Consider the following 17948-nt stretch of genomic DNA (forward strand, 5'->3'; position numbering starts at 1 on the left):
CCGTCGGCAGCCGTGAACGACCGTCAGAAGCCGTCGGCAGCCGGGCGTGCACGGTCAGAAGAGGACCTTGACCGTGCGCAGGGCACCCTCGCGCCAGCGGTCGGAGTGCGTCCGGCCGGTGGTGCCGCCCACGGCGGACCGGTTCGCGCGGTACCAGGTGAAGCTGCGCTCGATGGCGGTGGCGTTGGAGTGGCGCGGGTGGAACCCGAGCACCTCGCGGGCCGCGGTGATGTCGACGCAGGAGTCCCGGGTGAGCTTCTGGACGAGCCGTCCGTACACCGGGGAGAGCCGCAGCGCCGCCAGGGTGCGCAGAGCGGCCTTGGCGGGGCCGAGCGGCAGCGGCACGACCCGCTTGCCGTGCCCGGCGAGGTCCAGGACGACCTGGCAGTCCTCGCGGAACGAGCCGTACTCGGCCGCGCCGACGTTGAACTCCCGGTTGATCCGCTCGCCCGGCATGGTCAGCATCGCCGTCACCAGGTCGCACAGGTCCTCGACGTCCAGCATCTGGTTGAGCGTGTGGCCGCCGCCGAGGACGGGGAAGCCCCGGCCGTCGAGCGCCCAGTCGAAGAGCATCGCGAACACGCCCAGCCGGCCCGGGCCGATGAAGGTCTTCGGCCGCAGCACGGGGACGCACATCCCCCGGCGGCGGTGCTCGGCGCAGAGCCGTTCGGCCTCGATCTTCGCCGCGTTGTACGGGTCGACCGGGACGAGCGGGTGGGACTCCGGGGTCGGGGTCCGCTCCGGCAGCCCGTACACCGCGGTGGAGGAGATGTGCAGGACCCGGTCGGTGCCGGCCTTCCGGGCGGCCTCCAGGACGGTGCGGGTGCCGTCGACGTCCACCGAGCGGATCTCCGCCGCCGGGTGGCTCGGCAGCGCGGCGGCGCCGTGCACGACCACGTCCGCCCCGGCGGTCAGCCGGCCGACCAGCGTGCGGTCCCGGACGTCCCCGAGCACGGTCTCCACGGAGGGCAGGGCGGCGAGTTCGGGGGGCAGCGGGCGGCGGTCGAGGGCGATGATCCGGTGGTCGGGCGAGCTGCCGAGGCGGCGGACCAGGGCGCTGCCGAGGAAGCCGGCGGCGCCGGTGAGCAGGAGCTGCTGGGGGCGGGTGCCGGTGCCCTGGGGGTTGGTGGTCACGGCCGGCCCGCCGGTGCGTCGGTGGTTGCCGCGTCGGTGGAGGCGGCTGCTGCTGCCTGCCGCCGGTAGAGCGACCGGAACTCCGGGCTGAGCAGCCACTGCCCGGCCCCGACCGCCGCGCCCGCGGTCACTGCTGCGCCGGCCGCGAAGTGCAGGGCGGTGTACGCGACGGCCGTCCCGACGCCGCGTTCGCGGACCAGGAAGGCGTGGAAGCCGCGGTCGGCGAGCACCGCGCCGGCCGCCAGGGCGGCGGTGGCCGGGAGGGCGCGGGGGGAGAGCAGGGCCAGCGGCAGCGAGGCCACCGCGCCGGCCGCGGCGAGCGCGGCGACGGCGCGGGAGCGGGTCTCGAAGCCGCGCATGAAGCCCCGGTGGTCCACGTAGAGCGGCACGCGCAGCCGGGCCCGGCGGAACAACTTGCGGACCAGGCCGGACAGTTGCTCCTCGTCGTTGTGCCGGCCGACGACCTGCGAGCTGAGCTCGATCCGGTGGGTGGCGGACAGCCGCACGCCGAAGTCGATCTCCTCGGTCTGGCGCAGGGCCGGGTTCAGCCCGCCGGACTCCAGGAACAGCGCCCGGCGGATCGCCGCCAGGGCGGAGAACCAGGGGGTGACGGTGCCCTCGGAGCTGATCCGCCAGTAGTACGACTGGAGGATCCGGTAGTCGCCGACCTTGGTGGTGGGCAGCAGCGGGTGCTTGTCCGTGATGCCGCAGACCGACCCGACCTGCGGATCGGCGGCCAGCTGCTCGACCGCGGAGGCGACCGAGGTCGGCGACAGGCCGACGTCGGCGTCCAGGAAGAAGACGATCTCGCCGCGGGCCTCCCGGGCACCGCGGTTGCGGGTCTCGGCCGGGCCGGAGTTCGTCTCCTGGCGGATCAGCCGGCACGGGTACCGTTCGGCGATCCGGGCGGAGTCGTCGGTGCTGGCGTCGTCGACCACGACGATCTCGACGTTGGGGTAGGTCTGGGCGGCCACCGCCTCCAGGCAGGCGGGCAGGGTGCGGGCGTCGTTGTAGAGCGGGATGACCACGGACACCAGGGGAAGGGCGGCGGGAAGGTCGGCGGGAGAGCTGGTTGGAACACTCATGAACGGTCCTGTTCGGGCTCAGGCTGCGGGGATCTCGGCTTCGGGGATCTCGGCTTCGGGGATCTCCGCTGCGGGGATCTCGGCTTCGGGGATCTCCGCGGCGGGGATCTCGGGCAGGTCCGGGTCACTGCCGGGCGGGCCCACCCGCGCCGCACTGATGATCTTCCGGTCGTCACTGGTCAGGCAGCGCCCGGTGGACAGGTCGAACTCCCAGTCGTGCAGCCGGCAGGTGAGGACGCCGTCCCGGTGGGATCCGAACCGGACCAGGTCCGCCTTGAGGTGCGGGCAGAGCCGCTGGACGACGTAGTCGCCGGCCCCGGCCCGCTCCTCGGTCTGCTCCGACTCCGCGTAGTAGCCCTCGACGTAGGACATCCGCTCGGTCGAGAGAGAGGCGAAGAAGGTGGTCACGAACTCGTTGAAGGGGCCCTTGCGGGCGGCCTTGAAGCGGCAGGAGAGGAACAGCTCGTTGGCCCAGTCGGGGCAGCGCTCGGCGACCAGCCGCTCCACCAGCGGCCGGGGCAGGGTGAAGCGGTAGCGGCACTCCTCGCCCGCCCAGCGGCGTACCCGGCGGTCCAGGAAGTCGAAGAGGATCTGCTCGGCGGGGGCGGGGGCGGGGGCGGGGGCGGGGGCGGAGGCGGGGGCGGGGGCGTCCGTACCGTCCGACGTCCTGTCCGGGGCGTCCACCACCTCGACCAGGACCCGCCCGTTGATGCCTGCGCAGGTGCGGTCGGCGTGCTGCAACAGCGGCTCCACCCACTCCTGGAGGGCGGCCAGCAGGTCGGTGCGGGTGGTCGGCCAGGCCGCCTTCTCGGCGCGGATCCGGTCGGCGCGGCGGGCCTGGTAGGCGCGCAGGTAGCCGGTCCGGTCGTCCCGGATCCGGGCGACCTCCCGCTCCTCGACCTGTTCGATCCGGCAGCTGCGGTCCGGCCCGAGATCGGCCACCGTGCCGGGCAGCAGCAGGTGGGTGTTGGTCACGCCGTGCTCGCGCAGGAAGTCCAGGAAGACCCACTGGTCGGGGAAGATGTTGGAGGCGTCCCCGTCCAGGTCGTTGAGGTGGAACAGCTCCTCGTCCAGGAAGCAGGGCGGCCCGGCGAACGGGAAGACGTGCTCGGCACCGTACTGCTCGATGTAGTTGAGCGCGCGGGTCATGCCGTTGCGGCGCTTGCGGCGGCCGACGGTCTGCTTCATCCGGGCGGGGAAGTCGTAGACCATCGGGTACCAGATCGCGCCCGAGTACTGGAGGAAGTGCCCGGCGAGCGGGCCGAATTCGCGGATCCGGGGCTCGTCCACCGGGCGGGCGTCGTTCTGGTTGAGGATGCGCGTCCCGTTGTCGTCGACGAGCAGCGCGGAGTCGCCGATCGGGCCGTCGGTCGGCGAGGTGAGCGCGTTGACCATGACCCGGACGCCGCTGTGGAGTTCGGTCGGTTCGAGGTCGCGGGTCTGGACGAAGTGGCGGAACCCCAGGTCCTCCATGGCCGTGCGCAGGTCGCGGACCGGGTAGTCGGGGAGCAGCACGACGGTGTCCTTGGACATCCGGGTGCCCAGCCACTCGGCGTCGAAGTGGTCGTGGTGCAGGTGGGAGACGTACAGGTACTCGGCGGTGTGCAGCTGGGCGGTGTCCATCGCCTCGTTGTCGGGGAACGGGAACCACGAGGCGAAGAAGGCCGGGTTGAACCACGGGTCGCACAGGATGCGCCCGGCACCGGTCTCCACGAGCAGGCCGGCGTGGCCGACGGATGTGATGCGCATGAGTCTCCAAGGTCAGGCGGGCGACGGCAGGAGGAAGCGGCCCCGGAGGAAGGCAACGGCGGTGGGGAAAAGGGCCGTTGGGCGTGGCGGTGACTGTCAGGGAGCGATGGGCCGCGGGCCGGCGGAGGGCCGGTCGAGCACCTTGAAGTCCGCGACGGCGAAGCCGCAGAGCGCCAGCGGGGCATCGACGACCCGGTGGGCGATGGCGACGGCACGGCCGACGGCGTCGACCCGGTCGCAGTCGGCCAGGTAGAGCGTCAGGCGGATGCCCCGGTCGGTGATGTGGACGTGGGCGTGCTCGACGCCGTCGCGGGCGGACGTCACGCTGTCGAGGGCCGAGAGGGCGGCCCCGACGGTCGGCCAGGCGTCCGCCGACACGCGTGCCGTGGCGGTCAGCAGGACGCCGACGAGGTGAACCGGAAGTCCCGGGGCGTGGGGGGCCGGTGGTCGGTCAGCCCCAGGAGAAGCCGTCGCCCACCGGGGCGGCGGAGGAGGCGGGGTTCACGGGCACGGACGTGGGCATGGGGAAGTCCTTCGCATCGACGCGGGGGGATTCGGGCCGCACTCGTCCGCGGCCTCAGCGGCGACAAGATTCGCACGCACGTCGGAAGGAACGCAGTGATTCCCGGGTGGCACGAAACGCGTGGCACCTTCGGGCCAGCCGACGGGGGAGCCGGTCGACCCCCGATGACCTGCGCATACGTACGGCTTGGCCTGTTCCGGTCAGGTCGGAAGGTGACAGCCCCCGGGGCCCGCTCGTGTTCCACCATCCGGACACCGTGCCTCCGCCACAATGGCGGCATGCTCACGATCGGCTCCCTCGTCCTCGGTGTCTCCGACATGTCCCGCGCCGTCGCCTTCTGGACGGCCGCCCTCGACTACGTCCCGCGCGGCGGCCTGGTCGAGGACGACTGGACGGTCCTCGTCCCCGCCGACGGCCCGGCCGGCGGCGTCCAAATCGCCCTCGGCCTCAGCGAGTCCCCCGTCCAGGAGCACCCCCGCGTCCACCTCGACCTCTACGCCGGCGACGCCGCCGACCAGGCCGCCGAGGTCGAGCGCCTGCTCGCCCTCGGCGCCGAGCGGGTGGACTGGGACCTCTACCCCGAGGACCCCGACTTCGTCGTCCTCGCCGACCCCGACGGCAACCGCTTCTGCGTCATCGACACCAGCCACGGCTGACAGCCGACAGCGCAGGAAGTCGGCCCGGCCGACTTCCTGCGCAGGGAAGATCTCCAGCTGGTACCAGGTTCACCATGCGATCGGGTGCAGGTTTCATGGCACCGTCCTCCTGAGGTGCCCTAGCGTCGTGCCATGACGATTCCAGCCGGACTGAGACGCACGGCGCTCCGGGCACAGCGGGACACCGGCTTTCTTGCCGCTGGTGTGCTGCCGCACCTGGCGCTGGTGCCCGTGTGGGCCTGGGCGGCGGCGACCACCGCCAGGACGGGGGACTGGCTCCTTGCGGTTTCCGTCTCGGCCGCCCTGGTCCTGCTCGGCACGCCGATGCTGACGGCCGTTCAGCGGGCTCGCTACCGGGTGCTCATCGGTGTGGACGTCCCGCGACTCACCCCCACCGCGCCGGAACGACGGACGTGGGCCTCGACCGCCCGGTGGCTCGCGGCGACGCGGCCTTGGCGCAAGATCGGCTACCACCTCCTGCTGGGCCCGCTGCTCGCGCTGCTGGAGCTGCTGGTGCTCGCGGTGGCAGCGGCGGGTCTGGCGGGCGTCATCGCCTGCGCCTGGGCATGGGCGCTGCCGACCGGAATCCGCCAGGACTGGTTCGGCTACCTGACGCAGCTGCCGGCCTACACAGCAGCTGGACTCCTCCTCCTGTGCGCCCTGCCCTGGGCCGCGCAGGCAGGAGCCCGCGCCGAGGCACGGCTGGCATTGGGCCTGCTCGGGCCCAGCCGGGCGCAGCGGCTCCAGGAGCGGGTCGATCAGCTGGCCGTGAGCCGGACCGACTTGATCGAGGCCGTCGACGCGGAGCGCCGCCGGATCGAGCGCGACCTGCACGACGGCACCCAGCAGCGGTTGGTGTCCCTCGCGGTCAACCTGGGTCTGGCCGTTGCCACCCGCCCGGACCTGCCGGGCGCCCGCGAGGTGATCGCGAGAGCGCACCTGGAGGCGAAGGAGGCGATCACCGAACTCAATGACCTGGTGCGAGGGCTGCACCCGGCGGTGCTCGAAGACCGAGGTCTGGACGCGGCGTTGTCCGGGCTGGCTGCCCGCACGCCCCTGCCGGTGCGGCTGCGGGTCGATCTGGAGGAACGGGTGGCGCCCAGCGTGGAGTCGGTCGCGTACTTCGTGGTCTCGGAGGCGCTGACCAATGCGACGAAACACGCCAACGCGATGCGTGCGGAGGTCATCGTCCGTCGGGTCGGCGAGGTGCTGCGAGTGCGCGTCACCGACGACGGGCTGGGCGGCGCCGACGCCGCCGCCGGCACGGGGCTGGCCGGGCTGGCCAAGCGGGTCGGCTCCCTCGACGGGGCCTTCCACGTCAACAGCCCCGTCGGGGGGCCCACCACCATTACCGCGGAGCTGCCGTGCGCGCGGTGATCGCCGAGGACTCGGTGCTGTTGCGGGTCGGCCTGATCAAGGTGCTGGAGATGGGCGGGTTCCAGGTCGCCGCGGAAGCCGACGATGCGGAGGGGCTGTTGGCGGCGGTGGCGGAGCACCGGCCCGAACTCGCCCTGATCGACGTCCGGATGCCGCCCGGCTTCACCGACGAGGGGGTGCGGGCGGCGATGGAGATCCGCCGGCGCTGGCCGGGGACGGCGGTGGTGCTGCTGTCGCAGTACGTGGAGGAGCGTTACGCGGCTGACCTGCTGGCCGCGAACACCAGCGGTGTGGGCTACCTGCTCAAGCAGCGGGTGGCGGACGTCGCCGACTTCGTGGCGGCGGTGCGGCGGGTGGCGGACGGGGGCACGGCCCTGGACCCGCAGGTCGTCGCCCAGCTGCTGCTGCGCCGCGACAGCGACCCGCTCGCGCGGCTGACCCCCCGCGAACGGGAGGTGCTCGGCCTGATGGCCGAGGGGCGATCCAACGCCGGCATCGCGCAGGCGCTGGTGGTCAGCGAGAGCGCCGTGGCCAAGCACATCAACAACATCTTCGCCAAGTTCGACCTACCCGTGGTCGACGCGGACCACCGCCGCGTCCTGGCCGTACTGCGGTTCCTCGGAGCGTCCCGGGCCTGACCGGCTGCTCCCGCCGGCCCGGAAGGTGTAAGTAGCACCACCATCAAGTCGGATAGGAGCGCTACTGCCTCGGGTGCGCGCGAACGACATGCTGATGTCGTGCCCGCGGGGCGGGCACGGGAGGGAGTCAGGTGTCATGGCGAGCACTCAGCTGACCGGCGTTCATTCGCACCGTCCGGTCCGCGCGGACGCCGGTTCGGACTCCGGTGCCCCGCGGATCCTTCCGAAGGCCGCGGCCGCTTCGACGTTCCCCCTGCTGCGTCGTCGGGCGGCCACGGTCCTCACCGTGCTCGGGCTGGCGATGATTCCCTGGCTGGTCCTCCTGCACACCGAGCTGCCGGCCACCGCTCAGGCCTCGCACTGGGCCTGGACGTGGACGGGTCTGGACAGCTCCGAGGCGCTCGGCCTGCTCTCCACCGGACTGTTCCTCAGGCGCGGCGACAGCCGGGCCTGCCTGACATCCGCCGCGACTTCGGCCCTGCTGCTGGTCGACGCCTGGTTCGACACCATGACGGCTGCCCCGGGTTCGGACTTCAAGCTGGCGGTGCTGATGGCGGTCTTCGCCGAGTTGCCGCTGGCGGTGGCCTGTGCGGTTCTCGCGACCCGGACCATCCCTCGGCCGGCCCGCTGAGCGGAAGAGCTCGCGACGTGATCGGCGCTTGTGGTCCCGTCTGGTCTGGTCTGGTCCGGTCTGGTCCGGTCCGTTCCGGGAAGTCCCGGCCTGCCGCCAGCAGATTGCATGCAAACACAACTGATTGGCCATCAGAAACGCATCGATGGCCCAATCGGACTTTTGGGGAGGAATTATGAGGAATTCGCGGGCATTGATCGGCGCGGGCGCTGCTGCCGCCGTCGCCACCTGGTGGTTCACCGACTCCGCGCCGTACCCGTACTCTCAGCGCTGGCTGCTCGACCTGCCGCTGCCGTTCCTGACCCTGAAGCGTCTGGACCACGTGCTGCAGGCCCGGGAGGGCCAGAGGATCCTGGAGATCGGCCCCGGAACCGGCCTGCAGTCGCTGCACGTCGCACCGCAGCTGGGTCCGAACGGCCGGCTGGACATCGTGGACATCCAGCAGGAGATGCTCGACCACGTGGGCCGCCGGGCCAAGGAGCAGGGCGTCGACAACATCGTGCCGAACTGCGTTGACGCACATGAACTTCCCTTTGAAGATGGCTCGTTCGACGCGGCCTACCTGGTGACGGCGCTGGGCGAGATCCCGGATCCGGCACGTACGCTGGCCGAGCTGCGCCGGGTGCTGAAGCCGTTCGGGCGGCTGGTGGTCGGCGAGTTCTTCGACCGGCACCAGATCCGGCCGTCCGCGCTGATCGGCCTGGCGGAGGGAGCCGGGCTGCGGGTCGCCCGGCTGTACGGTCCGCCGTTCGCGTACTACGCGCTGCTGCGCCCGATCGACGCCTGACCCCACTCGGCCGGCGCCCGCCCGGCCGAACCGCAGGGGCACGGCGCGCCCGGTTTGCCGTCGTTCCCCCGAGCGCTCCCGCATCGATGCGGGAGCAGGAAGTCGGCCCGGCCGACTTCCTATGCAGGGAACCGCGCGAAGGTGGCCCTACGCGAACGGATCGGGCCCAGCGTAGGCGGGTGAGCGGAAGGTGCGGCGGAAGGTTTCGGGTCCGTGGCGCTGGTCGAGCCAGGTCGTCAGGGGGCGCAGGTCGCCGCAGATCATCGCGGCGAGGATGAGCTCGTGCAGCGCATGCGAGTCGGCCCCGCCGAACTCGGTGAGGAAGCGCGCGTACCGCGCTCCGACGCCGTGCTCGTATCCGGCCATCGCCAGGTGGAAACGGGAGGCGATGCCAGGCTCCGCGTGGTCGAAGTCGCTCGGCTCCAGGCGGCCCGTGGTGTCGCGAAAGGCCAGACGATCGGGCGGTGCGATGTGCTCGGCAAGCCCGAGACGGTCGGCTACCGCAGTGGCGATCATCCGGGCCTCCCGATCGGTGGCTCCCTCCATCACGATGCCGAGGTTCCGGGTCGAAACGGCATCGGCCCTGTCCGGTGCCGAGTACGACCGGCCGTGCGGGTCACGCCAGTTGATCCCGTAGCGGCTGCGGATCGGCTCGCCTGTCATCAGCCGGTACTCCCGGAACGAGCCCCAGTGCAGGCAGTCGTGGGCGTAGGACCGCAGCAGATCGAGCGCCACCAGTTCCGGTGATGCCAAGCGGGGGTCGTCCAACCGCCCGTAGCGGGTGATCACCGACGCCAGTTGCACGTGCCGGTAGCCCTGGTTCGGGTGGTGGAAGCCGCCGAAGGAGTCGGGCCGGGTCGACCGCACCCCGACCCACACCCGGTCGATCGGCAGCAGCCGGCTCAGCCCCAACTCCCGGTAGCGGTCCGCCAGGAGGCCAGCACCCTGCCGGAAGACCTCCCGGGCCGACTCGTCGGACCACGTGTCGAGCACCCAGTGCAGGAGGGAGAACGTGATGTGCGGGTGAGCCCGGTCGAGCGCCGCCGTTGCCCGCCGTGCGGCCAGCAGATGGGCCAGCTCGGCCTGCTCGCTGACGTCGCCGGCCAGGTGCTCGTTCGGGCCCAGGCAGGAGGGGGTGAGCGAGTGACCGAGGGTCAGGGCCGCCGACGAGCGATCAGCTGCCGGTGCGAGTCCTGTACTCCCTCGGGGAGATCGTCCGGTGAGAACCATCGAGCCTCCAGGATTTCGAACGAGGCCGCCTCGATCCGCCCGCTGACGTACAGGGCCTCGTAGGCGACCTCGACGCGAAGCTTGTAGCCGCTCTTCAGGTGCGCCAACTCGCACACCTTGACCGTGAGTCCGGTCTCCTCCCTGACCTCACGCACGATCGTGTCTTCGAAGCTCTCGCCCGCGTTCGCATAGCCGGTGGGCAGACCCCACTGGCGGCCCTCGGGCCACATGCGGTGCTTCAGCAGCAGCACCCGCCCGTCCTGGTCGCGGACGATGCCCGTCACGCCGACCATGAACTTCGAGTGCCACAGCCACAGAACGCGCCACTGCATCGGACCACGGATGATCCGCCAGAGCTTCGCGACGATCTTCTTCATGGACCTGCCTTCGTTCAGGGGAAGATTAGGGGATTTCCGAGCGGCCGCTCAATGGTATTCCTGATATCGACTAGAGATCGCGCGATATGCTCCGAAAGCGGTTTGCCCACGCGCCCAGCTTTGCGCGGGCTTCATCGCCCCAGAGTGAATACCCTTCAAAGGTTCGAAACTCGTCCAGGTATTCCTGGATATCGCGTGGGTCGCGAAAAACCAGCGCTCCTGTGGAGACTTCCACGGTGGCCAGAGCGGCATCGTAGACCGTGAAGACGTTCAATGGCGCCCATGGCATATGGCCGGCCATCGGGATGACTCCAAGCCGAACGTTCGGTAAGCGTGAGACGGAGGCCAGCCGGTCTAACTGCATGGCCATGGCCTGCTCCCGCACAAGCGGCCAGAGGCACGCCTGCTCAGTCAGGATGAAGGTGAAGCGCTTGGCGGAGTCGTAGAGAACGGCCTGCCGCTCCAGCTTCTTGGCGATGGCCTTCGTGTGGTCGCCGGGGAACGGGGCGAGGCTGGCCCTGATGTAGTCAGGTGTCGCAAGCAGGCCGGTGATCATGGTCGGCAGGAAGTACCTGAACGTCGTTGAGTTGCGTTCAAGACTCGCCAGCTCGATCTGCTTCTTGTCCAGCCCCTTCCGGCGCAGGGCCCTGGCGTCCTGCCACTCCGTGTTCGCGATGCGAGCGAGAGCGGTCACGTGCGCCACAAGCTCCGAGGGTGTCCGCAGTACTCGGAGGATCAGTTCGACGTCGACGAGCGACGGGGTGACCTTGCCGGTCTCGATCTTGGAGATCTTGGACTGTGACATGTTGACACGCCGAGCGAGCTGGACTCCGGAGAGTCCAGCTCGCTTGCGAAGCTCTTGAAGGACTGCCGCCAGGTCTGAATTGGATTGACCCAGCGACTGCGGATCAAATGTCAATGCCCTTCACGTACTCCTCGAAAGGCACCGATTCGGCGATGGCGATCCGCTGGTATTCGATGAAGTGGCTGATATCGCCCTCGAACACGGTGCGGTCGATCTGCGTGCCATCAGGGAGGTAGTTCATCAGCACTACCTCCTTCTTGTCGAACATCCAGTAGTCGGTCACGCCAGCCAGGGGATTGGGCCGATCCGTGACGTCCATGATTCTCACGTCCTCGCCGGCCCACACGTGGGGCAGGTAGTACATGAACTCATAGCGAAGGTACTCGGAGAGCGGCCGCGTGACGATGTGCACGCGCCCCTTGGACTTCCCCTCCCGCCGCACTCGTCGGAGGTCTTCCGTGTAGGAGTTGGTGTGCGTGCGCGGGTCGATCCGCTCGCCGGCGCGAAACGCTCGCAGCTCCTCTTCCTCCTGCGAGACGTTGTAGACCGGCAGCGTCTCCAACCGCCACGCTTCCGTCTCGAAGTCACGGAACCTGGCCTGCCAGACCTCACCATCCAAGCGCACGGACAGCCTCCCGAAGCACACTCTCGGGGATCTCCACCAGCCCTTCGCCGCGGGGCGGCGTGAAGGCGCCGGATGTGGCCCCCTGGATCACGAACGTCCCCCGCTCGGTGCGGTAGACGTTGGGACAGTCGTTCTGATTGCACTCCCCCGAGCCGCTGCCGTTGCCCGTGTTGGTCAAACGTGTGAGACCCGACCTGGTGTCCATCTCAACCCCCTAGGAGTGCAGCCCTGTCGGGCTACTTGGAGATGACGCTAGGGAGCTGATCGTCGGCTGTCCACGAGAGGTGGGAGGAATTCCTGTATCGGACTAAAGATCAAGGTCGAGTGGTCTGCTTCGGCGGGTCTTGCCAGTTCGCCCCGCCGAGCGAGGGCTCGGCGGGGCGAAGGGCGGTGCGGGGTTGGTTCAGCTCACGAACTCTTCGTCGCCGTAGCGGACATCGGCGGTGTTCCAGTCGACGCCGAGGGACTGGGTGAACTTCTGGGCCAGGGGCAGGTCGGCGAGCGGGGCGATCAGGGTGAGCTTTCCGTCGAGGGAGACCGAGCCGCCGCCGAGTTCGTCCCGGGCTTCGGGGTCGGCGAGCAGTGCGTCGTGGAGCTTGGTCGCGGACACGCCCGGGGCCTGGATCTCGACCGCGTCGGTTTCCGGCGAGGTGCGGGGGAGGCAGCGGAAGGTCAGGACCGCCTCCTGGTGGTACTGCTTGGCAATCACGCCGGCGATGTGGTGCAGGCCGTCCCGGCTGACCCTGTTGACATCGAACTCGCGCGAGCGTTCGTAGGTCGCGCGCTTGAGATCGCTGGACCAGAAGACGCCGTCGAGCAGCTTCGAGGCGCCGGGCCGCGCGCCGTTGGCGCGGATGATCCCGCGCACCTCGTGGTCGAAGCGGGTGAGGCGGGTGTTGAGCCGGGGGTCGGCCGGGTCGGTGATGATCGCGGTGTTGTTGGTGGCGAAGATCTCGCCTGCCGGGCAGGAGCGATTCGCCGGGCTCGCCTGCGCGGTGCCCGTTCCGCCCACAACCCCCAGCGTCAGGGCGGAGATGGTGACGAGGACGGGGACGCGTAGCCGTCGTCGCACGATGACGTTCTTCATGGCCTGGTCAACGAGCCTTGGCGAGGTTCGTTGCGCGCGGCCCACCGCACAGGAAGTCGGACGGGCCGACTTCCTGTGCGGTGGTGGGTGGTCAGGCGTGGTGGTCGAATTCGCCGGCCTTGAGGGCGTGGAGGAGGGCGGTGAAGGTGCCGGGGGCGGTGCGGAGGATGAGGTGGCCCTCGTCGGACTCGCGGAGTTCGACCGTCCCATTCGCGGCGCGAACCTCGACGCAGTTGTCGCTTGCGCCGGAGTAGCTGGACTTCTGCCAGGCGGTGCTGGGCATTCTGGCCTCCGGGGGATGGGTGCTTCGGCCCCTCGCGCTCGATCGCGCGAGGGGCCGGAACGATCAGGCGTGGTGGTCGAACTCACCGGCCTTGAGGGAGTGGAGGAGGGCAGTGAAGGTGGCGGCGGTGGTGCGGAGGATGGTTTCGCCCTCGTCGGACTCGCGGAGTTCGACCAGCCCGTCAGCGGTGCGGACCTCCATGCATGCATTGCTTGAGCCCGAGTAACTGGACTTCTGCCATGTGGAGTCATCCATGCTTGCTCTCGATCTCCTTCTTAATGCGCCGGATGAAGTCCCGTGACTCCTCCTCCGAGAGGGCAACGGATGCCATCCGCCTGAGGATCTCGCGGTAGCTGGCGAGCTGTGCGGGGGAGTCGAAAATCAGACTGTTGTGACTGGTGTCGATCTGAAGCGTATCCAGCTCGGCCACCGGACCCTCTGCGTAGGTGAAGTTCTCGCTTGGGCCGGGCAGGGACTCGACATCGAAAGGCACTGCGCGGATCGAGATCCCCGGTTGTTCCGAGTGCTTGATGAGGACATCAAGCTGGTCTGCGAGAACCTTCGGGCCGCTGAACTGCATCCTGAGTGCTGCTTCGTGAATGAAGGCGCGGATGGGCGTTGTATTCGGGTGGACAATGTGCTGGCGTTGCATGCGGAAGTTCAGGCGAACGTCGACCTCGTGGTCAGGCAAAGGTGGAATCGCTCGCGCGAACACCGAGGCGGCATAGGCCCTGGTCTGCAGAAGCCCATGGACGAAAGTGATCGTGTAGGTGGTGAGCTGCCTTGAGGCGTCTTCGAGCTCGGCGAGGTCGAGCAGATCCGTGGAGACTGTCCCCCGGTACTCCTCCCACCAGCCCTTCCTTCGCTCGGTGGCCATCTCGGCAAGGGCTTCGATGAGGGGAGCGTTGGAGCAACTGCAGGCTGCGGCGACCGTGCGCAGACGTTCGGCGCTCACGCCGATCTTGCCGGTCTCCATCTGTGTCACCTGAGTTGGCGCAAGGCCGAGCTCGCGAGCCAGCTGGCTGCCTCCGAGGCCGGCCTGCTCGCGCATCCGGCGCATCTCGGCTCCCAACCGGCGCTGGCGCAAGGTCGGTTCGCGGCGTAGCGGCATGGTGTCCTCTCGGTGGGGCGCGTGGGACCAGTCTGCCGCGCTTCGCACGGAAGGGGGAATCTGCAGCGAGAGTGCCTACATATGAAGTCACGCTGCGCTATGGTCGATGTCACATCGATCCGACGGATCGTCAGTAACGCCTATCCGTCGCACCGCAGAGCAGCCATGCCCTCGTGCCTGGCCTGGTTCACGGCGACGTATCCGCCGGTTCACCACCACCACACACGCCCGGGAGATCTCCCATGCGTCACCTCAACACGCCCTCCCTCACCCTCACCCGCCAGTCCCTCCGCGACGCGATGATCCGCGCCGGGTGGCCGCCCTCCGCCACCTTCGACGCCGAACTCGCCCTCTGCGAGCTCCTGGTGAACGCCTGGCGGCACGGCCGCACCCCCGCGCCGATCGTCCAGATTCTCTTCCTCAACGCCGTCCTCCGCGTCTCCGTCTCCGACGAGAGCCCCCTCCTCCCCGACCAGGGGCCCCTCTCCCTCCTCGCCGAGTCCGGCCGTGGCCTGCAGCTCGTCGCCGGCCTCACCCGACGGTGGGGCGTCGACCCCCAGGAGCGCGGCAAGTCCGTCTGGTTCGAGTGCGAGAAGGGCGCCGCCTGATGTCCGTCCCCCGCCACCCGATGCTGCCGACCGACCCCCGGATCAGGCACTACACCGACGCCCACATCCGCACCCTCCTCGCCGAAGTCGACGAGCGGGGCCGCAAGTTCGGTCTGATCTGGCCCTCCGCCGGCACCGACCGGACCCTCGACGGCCGCGTCCTCGTCCGCTTCAACACGGCCCCGGCGTCCACCCTCCTCAATCTCCTCACCCTCCTCCTCGACGCCGAGCGCGAGACCTGGTGAGGTTCCTGATCGCGACGGCCTTCGCGGTCCTCCTCTCCCTCGCCCTGGCGACCGTCGCCCTGGGCGTCGTCACCGCCCTCCGCGCGGCCCCGCCGCCCGACGAGGAAGCCTGACTGACCCGGTACGCGCGGCGGGTCGCGTGCACAGGCCCGCCGTGCCGGTCAGTCCCTTCCCCGGAACCTCTGCTCCACATTGCTGCGGACCGCCCGCGAAGCCGTCCCGGCGGCCGCCGCCAGGAACACGAAGTTGTACCCGATCTGCAGCATCACCACGAGCCGTGCCGCCTGCCCCGACGGCGTGATGTCCCCGTACCCGACCGTCGCCATCGTCACGACCGTGAAGTACAGCGCGTCCAGCCGGGTCTCCAGCCCCGCGAACTCCGCCTTGTGCGAACCCAGCACGAAGTACGATGCCGAGAAGATGTTCATCGCCAGGGCGATCAGGAACACCAGCCAGGCCACCGGCCGCTTGGCCGTCCCCCGCAGCACCCCGACGATCTTGACGACCATCAGCCAGCTCAGCGCCGCCAGGGCCCCCGCGAAGCCCAACCAGCTCACCAGCGGACGCCGGTCCCCGAACCACTCCAGCGGCAGCGTGAAGTACCCGACCATCAGCAGCGTGAACGCGACCAGCAGCCAGGCCCAGGCCCGCAGGTCGGCGGGCGGCGGCGGGGGAGAGCTCTCGGACATCCCGCCCAGCCTCCATCGACACCGCCCGAGACGCGCGCCCGCGTAGACCGATCAGGCGAGTCCGGCTCGCCGAGCCACCCGCCGAGCCGCCCGCCGAGCACCGCGCCGATCCGCCCCCCGGCCCGCAGGCCCCCACCGTACGGCGCCCAGCCCGGTAGCGGCGGTGGTGGTGGCGGGGGCGGCAGCTCGGTGGAGCCACCAGGCCTCATGTCGTCCGGCGCGGGCGGGGTGGGCGGGAATGGCGCGGGCAGTCCGACGGTGGCAGCGGAGCCGCCGGGGCCTTCGCCACGTGCCTGGGGCTGAAGGTGACCCCCGCGCGCAGAGATCTACGCCTCCCGAGGGATGCCGTCGCCGCGCGCGGACAGCGGAAAGCCCCCGGTGGGATCACCAGGGGCTTTCCGAAGAACGGGGAGAACTCAGGTGGTCTCGGGCCGCTTGGTCTCGGTGGTCTCGGTGGCCTTGGTCACGTTGGTCGGCGTGACGGCCGGGCGCTCGGTGCTCTGCGCGGTGCCGGCGTCCGCCGGGGTCTCGTCCTCGCGCATGGCCTTGGTCTCGGCCTTCAGGATGCGCATCGACTTGCCGAGGCCGCGCGCCATCTCGGGCAGCTTCTTCGAACCGAACAGCAGGATGACGACCGCCAGCACCACGAAGATGTGCCAGGGCTCAAGACCGTTCCGCAGCATCCCTGGCCACCGGTCCCTTCTTGTCTAGAGTCATGGCGGGCTAGCGCCCGTGCTGGCCAGTATGCCTGGCCCTCACGGCGAACGGATACACCGGCCGGGAAACGCTGGCCAAAAACCAGGTGCCGCCACGGAGTGGAGCGCACGCCCGAAGGCGGTGGCGGGCCAGGTCGGGCGGCAGGCGGTCGGCGGGCGAGCCGCGCGGTCCACCGGCGGCCCGCCCCGGTCCGATCAGTAGACGAACGGCACCAGCCGCTTCGACACCAGGCGGTACTGCGCGTACTCGCTCCCCAGCGAGTCCAGCAGCAGCCGCTCCTCGGCGGCGATCCGCCAGCCGTACGCGGCGAGCAGCAGCGCCGCGACCACCAGGGCGGCCGCCCAGCTGCCGGTGCCGAGCGCGTAGCCGATCCAGACCAGCAGGCTGCCGGCGTAGCCGGGGTGGCGGATCAGCCGGTACGGGCCGCTGCGGACGACGCGCTGGGCGTCCACGGTGCGCAGGGTCCGGGTGTAGTACGCGCCCAGGGTGCGCATGCCCCAGGCCCGCAGCGCCAGCCCGGCGGCCACCAGTGCGACCCCGAACCAGCGTGCCCGGTCGGGCAGTTCGCCGATCGAGGCGCGGTCGGCCAGCACCACGACCAGCACCGAGGCCAGGTAGCAGCCGAGCAGCAGCCGGGTCGAGCCGCGGTCGCGGCGGTCCGCGCGCCAGCTGCCGGCGGCGGCGTCCTCGCGGCGGCGCAGCAGCAGCTCGTAGGCGGCCCAGCACAGGACGCCGAGGAGGGAGAGGAGGGTGGGCAGGGACATGCGGCGGCTCCCGGCGGTCGGAGGGACGTTTCCACGGTCCTCCGGGCGGCCCGCCGGTGCATGCGCCCGGGGGTGGATGCGCCGCCGTCCACCCCCGGGTGGACGGCGGCGCGGCCGCTCAGCCCAAGCGGACGCTCACGCCGGGCGCCGCGCCAGCAGGTAGCCGCGCCGGGTGGGGGCCTCCTCGGGCAGGCCCTCCCGTTCCAGCCGCACCTCGACGGTGAACCCGGCCCCGGCCAGCAGGGCGGCGACGGCCTCGGTCTGCAGGAAGTGGAAGTCCACGTCGACGGTGTGCCCCCACCACTCCTCCATCCGTCGCACCTCGGTGCCCAGGTGGAAGGAGACCAGCAGCACCCCACCGGGCCGCAGCACCCGCAGCACCTCGGCGAACGCGGGCGCCAGCTCGGCCGGCTCCAGGTGGATCACCGAGTACAGGGCGACGGCGGCCGCGAACTCCCCGTCGGCGGCGGGCAGCGCCAGCAGGTCGCCGGTGCGGAACGCGGCCCGCGGCTGCTCCCGCCGGGCCAGCTCGATCATCCGCGGGGACAGGTCGATCCCCACCACCTCGGCCCCGCGCCCGGCCAGCCACCCCGCCACGTGCCCGGGCCCGCACCCGAGGTCCGCCACCACCCCGCCGGCCGCCTCCTCCAGGACGACGCCCAGCAGCGCCCGGTCCACCACCTTGAAGGCCAGCTCACCCCCGATCCGCCCCAGGTACTCCTCAGCCACCGCGTCGTAACTCCCCCGCACCCGCGCATGATCGGCAGTCATGCCGCCCACCCTGGCACGGCGGGCCGAGGAGCGAGGGCGGAACGGCCCCGGCGATC

The 17948-nt window shown here is 70.6% G+C and carries 24 protein-coding genes; 7 read left to right on the plus strand and 17 right to left on the minus strand.

What is annotated here, in order from left to right; genetic code table 11:
* Nucleotides 1-54 precede the first annotated feature (54 nt).
* The 4 genes from CRP52_RS17485 to CRP52_RS17500 form a co-directional block, all read right to left on the minus strand.
* Nucleotides 55-1134, minus strand: a complete 1080-nt coding sequence (locus tag CRP52_RS17485; protein ID WP_218893100.1) for an NAD-dependent epimerase/dehydratase family protein — start codon at nt 1132-1134, stop codon at nt 55-57.
* The gene (locus CRP52_RS17490; protein WP_097237268.1) at nt 1131-2219 is read right to left on the minus strand and encodes a glycosyltransferase family A protein; all 1089 of its coding nucleotides are present in this window, start codon (nt 2217-2219) and stop codon (nt 1131-1133) included. Before CRP52_RS17490 ends, CRP52_RS17485 begins: the two co-directional genes overlap by 4 nt.
* An 18-nt stretch (nt 2220-2237) precedes the next feature.
* Nucleotides 2238-3968 (minus strand): Rieske 2Fe-2S domain-containing protein, encoded by a 1731-nt coding sequence (locus CRP52_RS17495; RefSeq protein WP_097237269.1) that lies wholly within the window; start codon nt 3966-3968, stop codon nt 2238-2240.
* Between the two features lie 96 nt (nt 3969-4064).
* Complete coding sequence (locus CRP52_RS17500) at nt 4065-4292, minus strand: hypothetical protein (RefSeq protein WP_179852831.1); 228 nt, start codon at nt 4290-4292, stop codon at nt 4065-4067.
* A 477-nt stretch (nt 4293-4769) separates the two neighbouring features.
* Between CRP52_RS17500 and CRP52_RS17505 the strand changes: the two genes are divergently transcribed.
* The 5 genes from CRP52_RS17505 to CRP52_RS17525 all read left to right on the plus strand — a co-directional run bounded on the left by CRP52_RS17505 (nt 4770) and on the right by CRP52_RS17525 (nt 8580).
* The gene (locus tag CRP52_RS17505; protein WP_097237271.1) at nt 4770-5147 is read left to right on the plus strand and encodes a VOC family protein; all 378 of its coding nucleotides are present in this window, start codon (nt 4770-4772) and stop codon (nt 5145-5147) included.
* 132 nt (nt 5148-5279) lie between these two features.
* Entirely contained in the window at nt 5280-6524 is a 1245-nt protein-coding gene (locus tag CRP52_RS17510) for a sensor histidine kinase (protein ID WP_097237272.1), read from the plus strand.
* The gene (locus tag CRP52_RS17515; protein ID WP_097237273.1) at nt 6512-7162 is read left to right on the plus strand and encodes a response regulator; all 651 of its coding nucleotides are present in this window, start codon (nt 6512-6514) and stop codon (nt 7160-7162) included. The genes CRP52_RS17510 and CRP52_RS17515 overlap by 13 nt, the downstream gene beginning before the upstream one ends.
* A gap of 136 nt (nt 7163-7298) precedes the next feature.
* Nucleotides 7299-7793 carry a hypothetical protein gene (locus CRP52_RS17520; RefSeq protein ID WP_257032541.1) on the plus strand — a complete coding sequence of 165 codons (495 nt, stop codon included), beginning with the start codon at nt 7299-7301 and terminating at the stop codon, nt 7791-7793.
* Between the two features lie 175 nt (nt 7794-7968).
* Nucleotides 7969-8580: a class I SAM-dependent methyltransferase gene (locus CRP52_RS17525; protein WP_097237274.1), complete on the plus strand. Its 612-nt coding sequence runs from the start codon at nt 7969-7971 to the stop codon at nt 8578-8580.
* 147 nt (nt 8581-8727) lie between these two features.
* Here CRP52_RS17525 and CRP52_RS17530 read toward each other — a convergent pair whose 3' ends face one another.
* From CRP52_RS17530 to CRP52_RS17570, 9 genes are all read right to left on the minus strand, one after another.
* Nucleotides 8728-9810 (minus strand): hypothetical protein, encoded by a 1083-nt coding sequence (locus tag CRP52_RS17530; protein ID WP_179852832.1) that lies wholly within the window; start codon nt 9808-9810, stop codon nt 8728-8730.
* Nucleotides 9735-10187 (minus strand): NUDIX domain-containing protein, encoded by a 453-nt coding sequence (locus CRP52_RS17535; RefSeq protein ID WP_097237276.1) that lies wholly within the window; start codon nt 10185-10187, stop codon nt 9735-9737. The genes CRP52_RS17530 and CRP52_RS17535 overlap by 76 nt, the downstream gene beginning before the upstream one ends.
* Before the next feature lie 70 nt (nt 10188-10257).
* The gene (locus CRP52_RS17540; RefSeq protein WP_097237277.1) at nt 10258-11106 is read right to left on the minus strand and encodes a helix-turn-helix domain-containing protein; all 849 of its coding nucleotides are present in this window, start codon (nt 11104-11106) and stop codon (nt 10258-10260) included.
* Nucleotides 11096-11617 (minus strand): DUF6879 family protein, encoded by a 522-nt coding sequence (locus CRP52_RS17545; RefSeq protein ID WP_097237278.1) that lies wholly within the window; start codon nt 11615-11617, stop codon nt 11096-11098. The genes CRP52_RS17540 and CRP52_RS17545 overlap by 11 nt, the downstream gene beginning before the upstream one ends.
* Nucleotides 11601-11822 (minus strand): hypothetical protein, encoded by a 222-nt coding sequence (locus CRP52_RS39625; RefSeq protein ID WP_097237279.1) that lies wholly within the window; start codon nt 11820-11822, stop codon nt 11601-11603. Before CRP52_RS39625 ends, CRP52_RS17545 begins: the two co-directional genes overlap by 17 nt.
* Before the next feature lie 198 nt (nt 11823-12020).
* Nucleotides 12021-12704: a hypothetical protein gene (locus CRP52_RS17555; RefSeq protein ID WP_179852833.1), complete on the minus strand. Its 684-nt coding sequence runs from the start codon at nt 12702-12704 to the stop codon at nt 12021-12023.
* Nucleotides 12705-12795: 91 nt separating this feature from the next.
* Entirely contained in the window at nt 12796-12987 is a 192-nt protein-coding gene (locus tag CRP52_RS17560; protein WP_097237280.1) for a DUF397 domain-containing protein, read from the minus strand.
* A 63-nt stretch (nt 12988-13050) separates the two neighbouring features.
* Entirely contained in the window at nt 13051-13242 is a 192-nt protein-coding gene (locus tag CRP52_RS17565) for a DUF397 domain-containing protein (protein WP_097237281.1), read from the minus strand.
* Nucleotides 13235-14098, minus strand: coding sequence for a helix-turn-helix domain-containing protein (locus CRP52_RS17570; RefSeq protein WP_097237282.1), 864 nt, complete (start codon nt 14096-14098; stop codon nt 13235-13237). Before CRP52_RS17570 ends, CRP52_RS17565 begins: the two co-directional genes overlap by 8 nt.
* Nucleotides 14099-14340: 242 nt before the next feature.
* Between CRP52_RS17570 and CRP52_RS17575 the strand changes: the two genes are divergently transcribed.
* Both CRP52_RS17575 and CRP52_RS17580 read left to right on the plus strand, forming a co-directional pair.
* Nucleotides 14341-14706, plus strand: coding sequence for an ATP-binding protein (locus tag CRP52_RS17575; RefSeq protein WP_097237283.1), 366 nt, complete (start codon nt 14341-14343; stop codon nt 14704-14706).
* Nucleotides 14706-14951 (plus strand): hypothetical protein, encoded by a 246-nt coding sequence (locus CRP52_RS17580; protein WP_097237284.1) that lies wholly within the window; start codon nt 14706-14708, stop codon nt 14949-14951. Before CRP52_RS17575 ends, CRP52_RS17580 begins: the two co-directional genes overlap by 1 nt.
* Nucleotides 14952-15112: 161 nt before the next feature.
* Here CRP52_RS17580 and CRP52_RS17585 read toward each other — a convergent pair whose 3' ends face one another.
* The 4 genes from CRP52_RS17585 to CRP52_RS17600 all read right to left on the minus strand — a co-directional run bounded on the left by CRP52_RS17585 (nt 15113) and on the right by CRP52_RS17600 (nt 17892).
* Complete coding sequence (locus CRP52_RS17585; RefSeq protein ID WP_097237285.1) at nt 15113-15640, minus strand: potassium channel family protein; 528 nt, start codon at nt 15638-15640, stop codon at nt 15113-15115.
* Between the two features lie 416 nt (nt 15641-16056).
* On the minus strand, nt 16057-16323 hold the full coding sequence (gene tatA / locus CRP52_RS17590) for a Sec-independent protein translocase subunit TatA (RefSeq protein ID WP_097237286.1): 267 nt from the start codon (nt 16321-16323) through the stop codon (nt 16057-16059).
* A 228-nt stretch (nt 16324-16551) separates the two neighbouring features.
* Nucleotides 16552-17121, minus strand: coding sequence for a methyltransferase family protein (locus tag CRP52_RS17595; protein ID WP_097237287.1), 570 nt, complete (start codon nt 17119-17121; stop codon nt 16552-16554).
* 135 nt (nt 17122-17256) lie between these two features.
* Entirely contained in the window at nt 17257-17892 is a 636-nt protein-coding gene (locus CRP52_RS17600) for a class I SAM-dependent methyltransferase (RefSeq protein ID WP_097237288.1), read from the minus strand.
* Nucleotides 17893-17948: the final 56 nt, after the last annotated feature.

Source organism: Streptomyces sp. 1331.2, from assembly GCF_900199205.1.
In the GTDB taxonomy this organism is placed as follows: Bacteria; Actinomycetota; Actinomycetes; order Streptomycetales; family Streptomycetaceae; genus Kitasatospora.

Coding starts and splice junctions, on each gene's coding strand:
- CRP52_RS17510 (WP_097237272.1), top strand. CDS start 5,280: ATGACGATTCCAGCCGGACTGAGACGCACGGCGCTCCGGGCACAGCGG.
- CRP52_RS17570 (WP_097237282.1), bottom strand. CDS start 14,098: ATGCCGCTACGCCGCGAACCGACCTTGCGCCAGCGCCGGTTGGGAGCC.
- CRP52_RS39625 (WP_097237279.1), bottom strand. CDS start 11,822: ATGGACACCAGGTCGGGTCTCACACGTTTGACCAACACGGGCAACGGC.
- CRP52_RS17585 (WP_097237285.1), bottom strand. CDS start 15,640: ATGTCCGAGAGCTCTCCCCCGCCGCCGCCCGCCGACCTGCGGGCCTGG.
- CRP52_RS17565 (WP_097237281.1), bottom strand. CDS start 13,242: ATGGATGACTCCACATGGCAGAAGTCCAGTTACTCGGGCTCAAGCAAT.
- CRP52_RS17555 (WP_179852833.1), bottom strand. CDS start 12,704: ATGAAGAACGTCATCGTGCGACGACGGCTACGCGTCCCCGTCCTCGTC.
- CRP52_RS17600 (WP_097237288.1), bottom strand. CDS start 17,892: ATGACTGCCGATCATGCGCGGGTGCGGGGGAGTTACGACGCGGTGGCT.
- tatA (WP_097237286.1), bottom strand. CDS start 16,323: ATGCTGCGGAACGGTCTTGAGCCCTGGCACATCTTCGTGGTGCTGGCG.
- CRP52_RS17495 (WP_097237269.1), bottom strand. CDS start 3,968: ATGCGCATCACATCCGTCGGCCACGCCGGCCTGCTCGTGGAGACCGGT.
- CRP52_RS17535 (WP_097237276.1), bottom strand. CDS start 10,187: ATGAAGAAGATCGTCGCGAAGCTCTGGCGGATCATCCGTGGTCCGATG.
- CRP52_RS17530 (WP_179852832.1), bottom strand. CDS start 9,810: ATGGTTCTCACCGGACGATCTCCCCGAGGGAGTACAGGACTCGCACCG.
- CRP52_RS17490 (WP_097237268.1), bottom strand. CDS start 2,219: ATGAGTGTTCCAACCAGCTCTCCCGCCGACCTTCCCGCCGCCCTTCCC.
- CRP52_RS17505 (WP_097237271.1), top strand. CDS start 4,770: ATGCTCACGATCGGCTCCCTCGTCCTCGGTGTCTCCGACATGTCCCGC.
- CRP52_RS17580 (WP_097237284.1), top strand. CDS start 14,706: ATGTCCGTCCCCCGCCACCCGATGCTGCCGACCGACCCCCGGATCAGG.
- CRP52_RS17595 (WP_097237287.1), bottom strand. CDS start 17,121: ATGTCCCTGCCCACCCTCCTCTCCCTCCTCGGCGTCCTGTGCTGGGCC.
- CRP52_RS17575 (WP_097237283.1), top strand. CDS start 14,341: ATGCGTCACCTCAACACGCCCTCCCTCACCCTCACCCGCCAGTCCCTC.
- CRP52_RS17560 (WP_097237280.1), bottom strand. CDS start 12,987: ATGCCCAGCACCGCCTGGCAGAAGTCCAGCTACTCCGGCGCAAGCGAC.
- CRP52_RS17525 (WP_097237274.1), top strand. CDS start 7,969: ATGAGGAATTCGCGGGCATTGATCGGCGCGGGCGCTGCTGCCGCCGTC.
- CRP52_RS17520 (WP_257032541.1), top strand. CDS start 7,299: ATGGCGAGCACTCAGCTGACCGGCGTTCATTCGCACCGTCCGGTCCGC.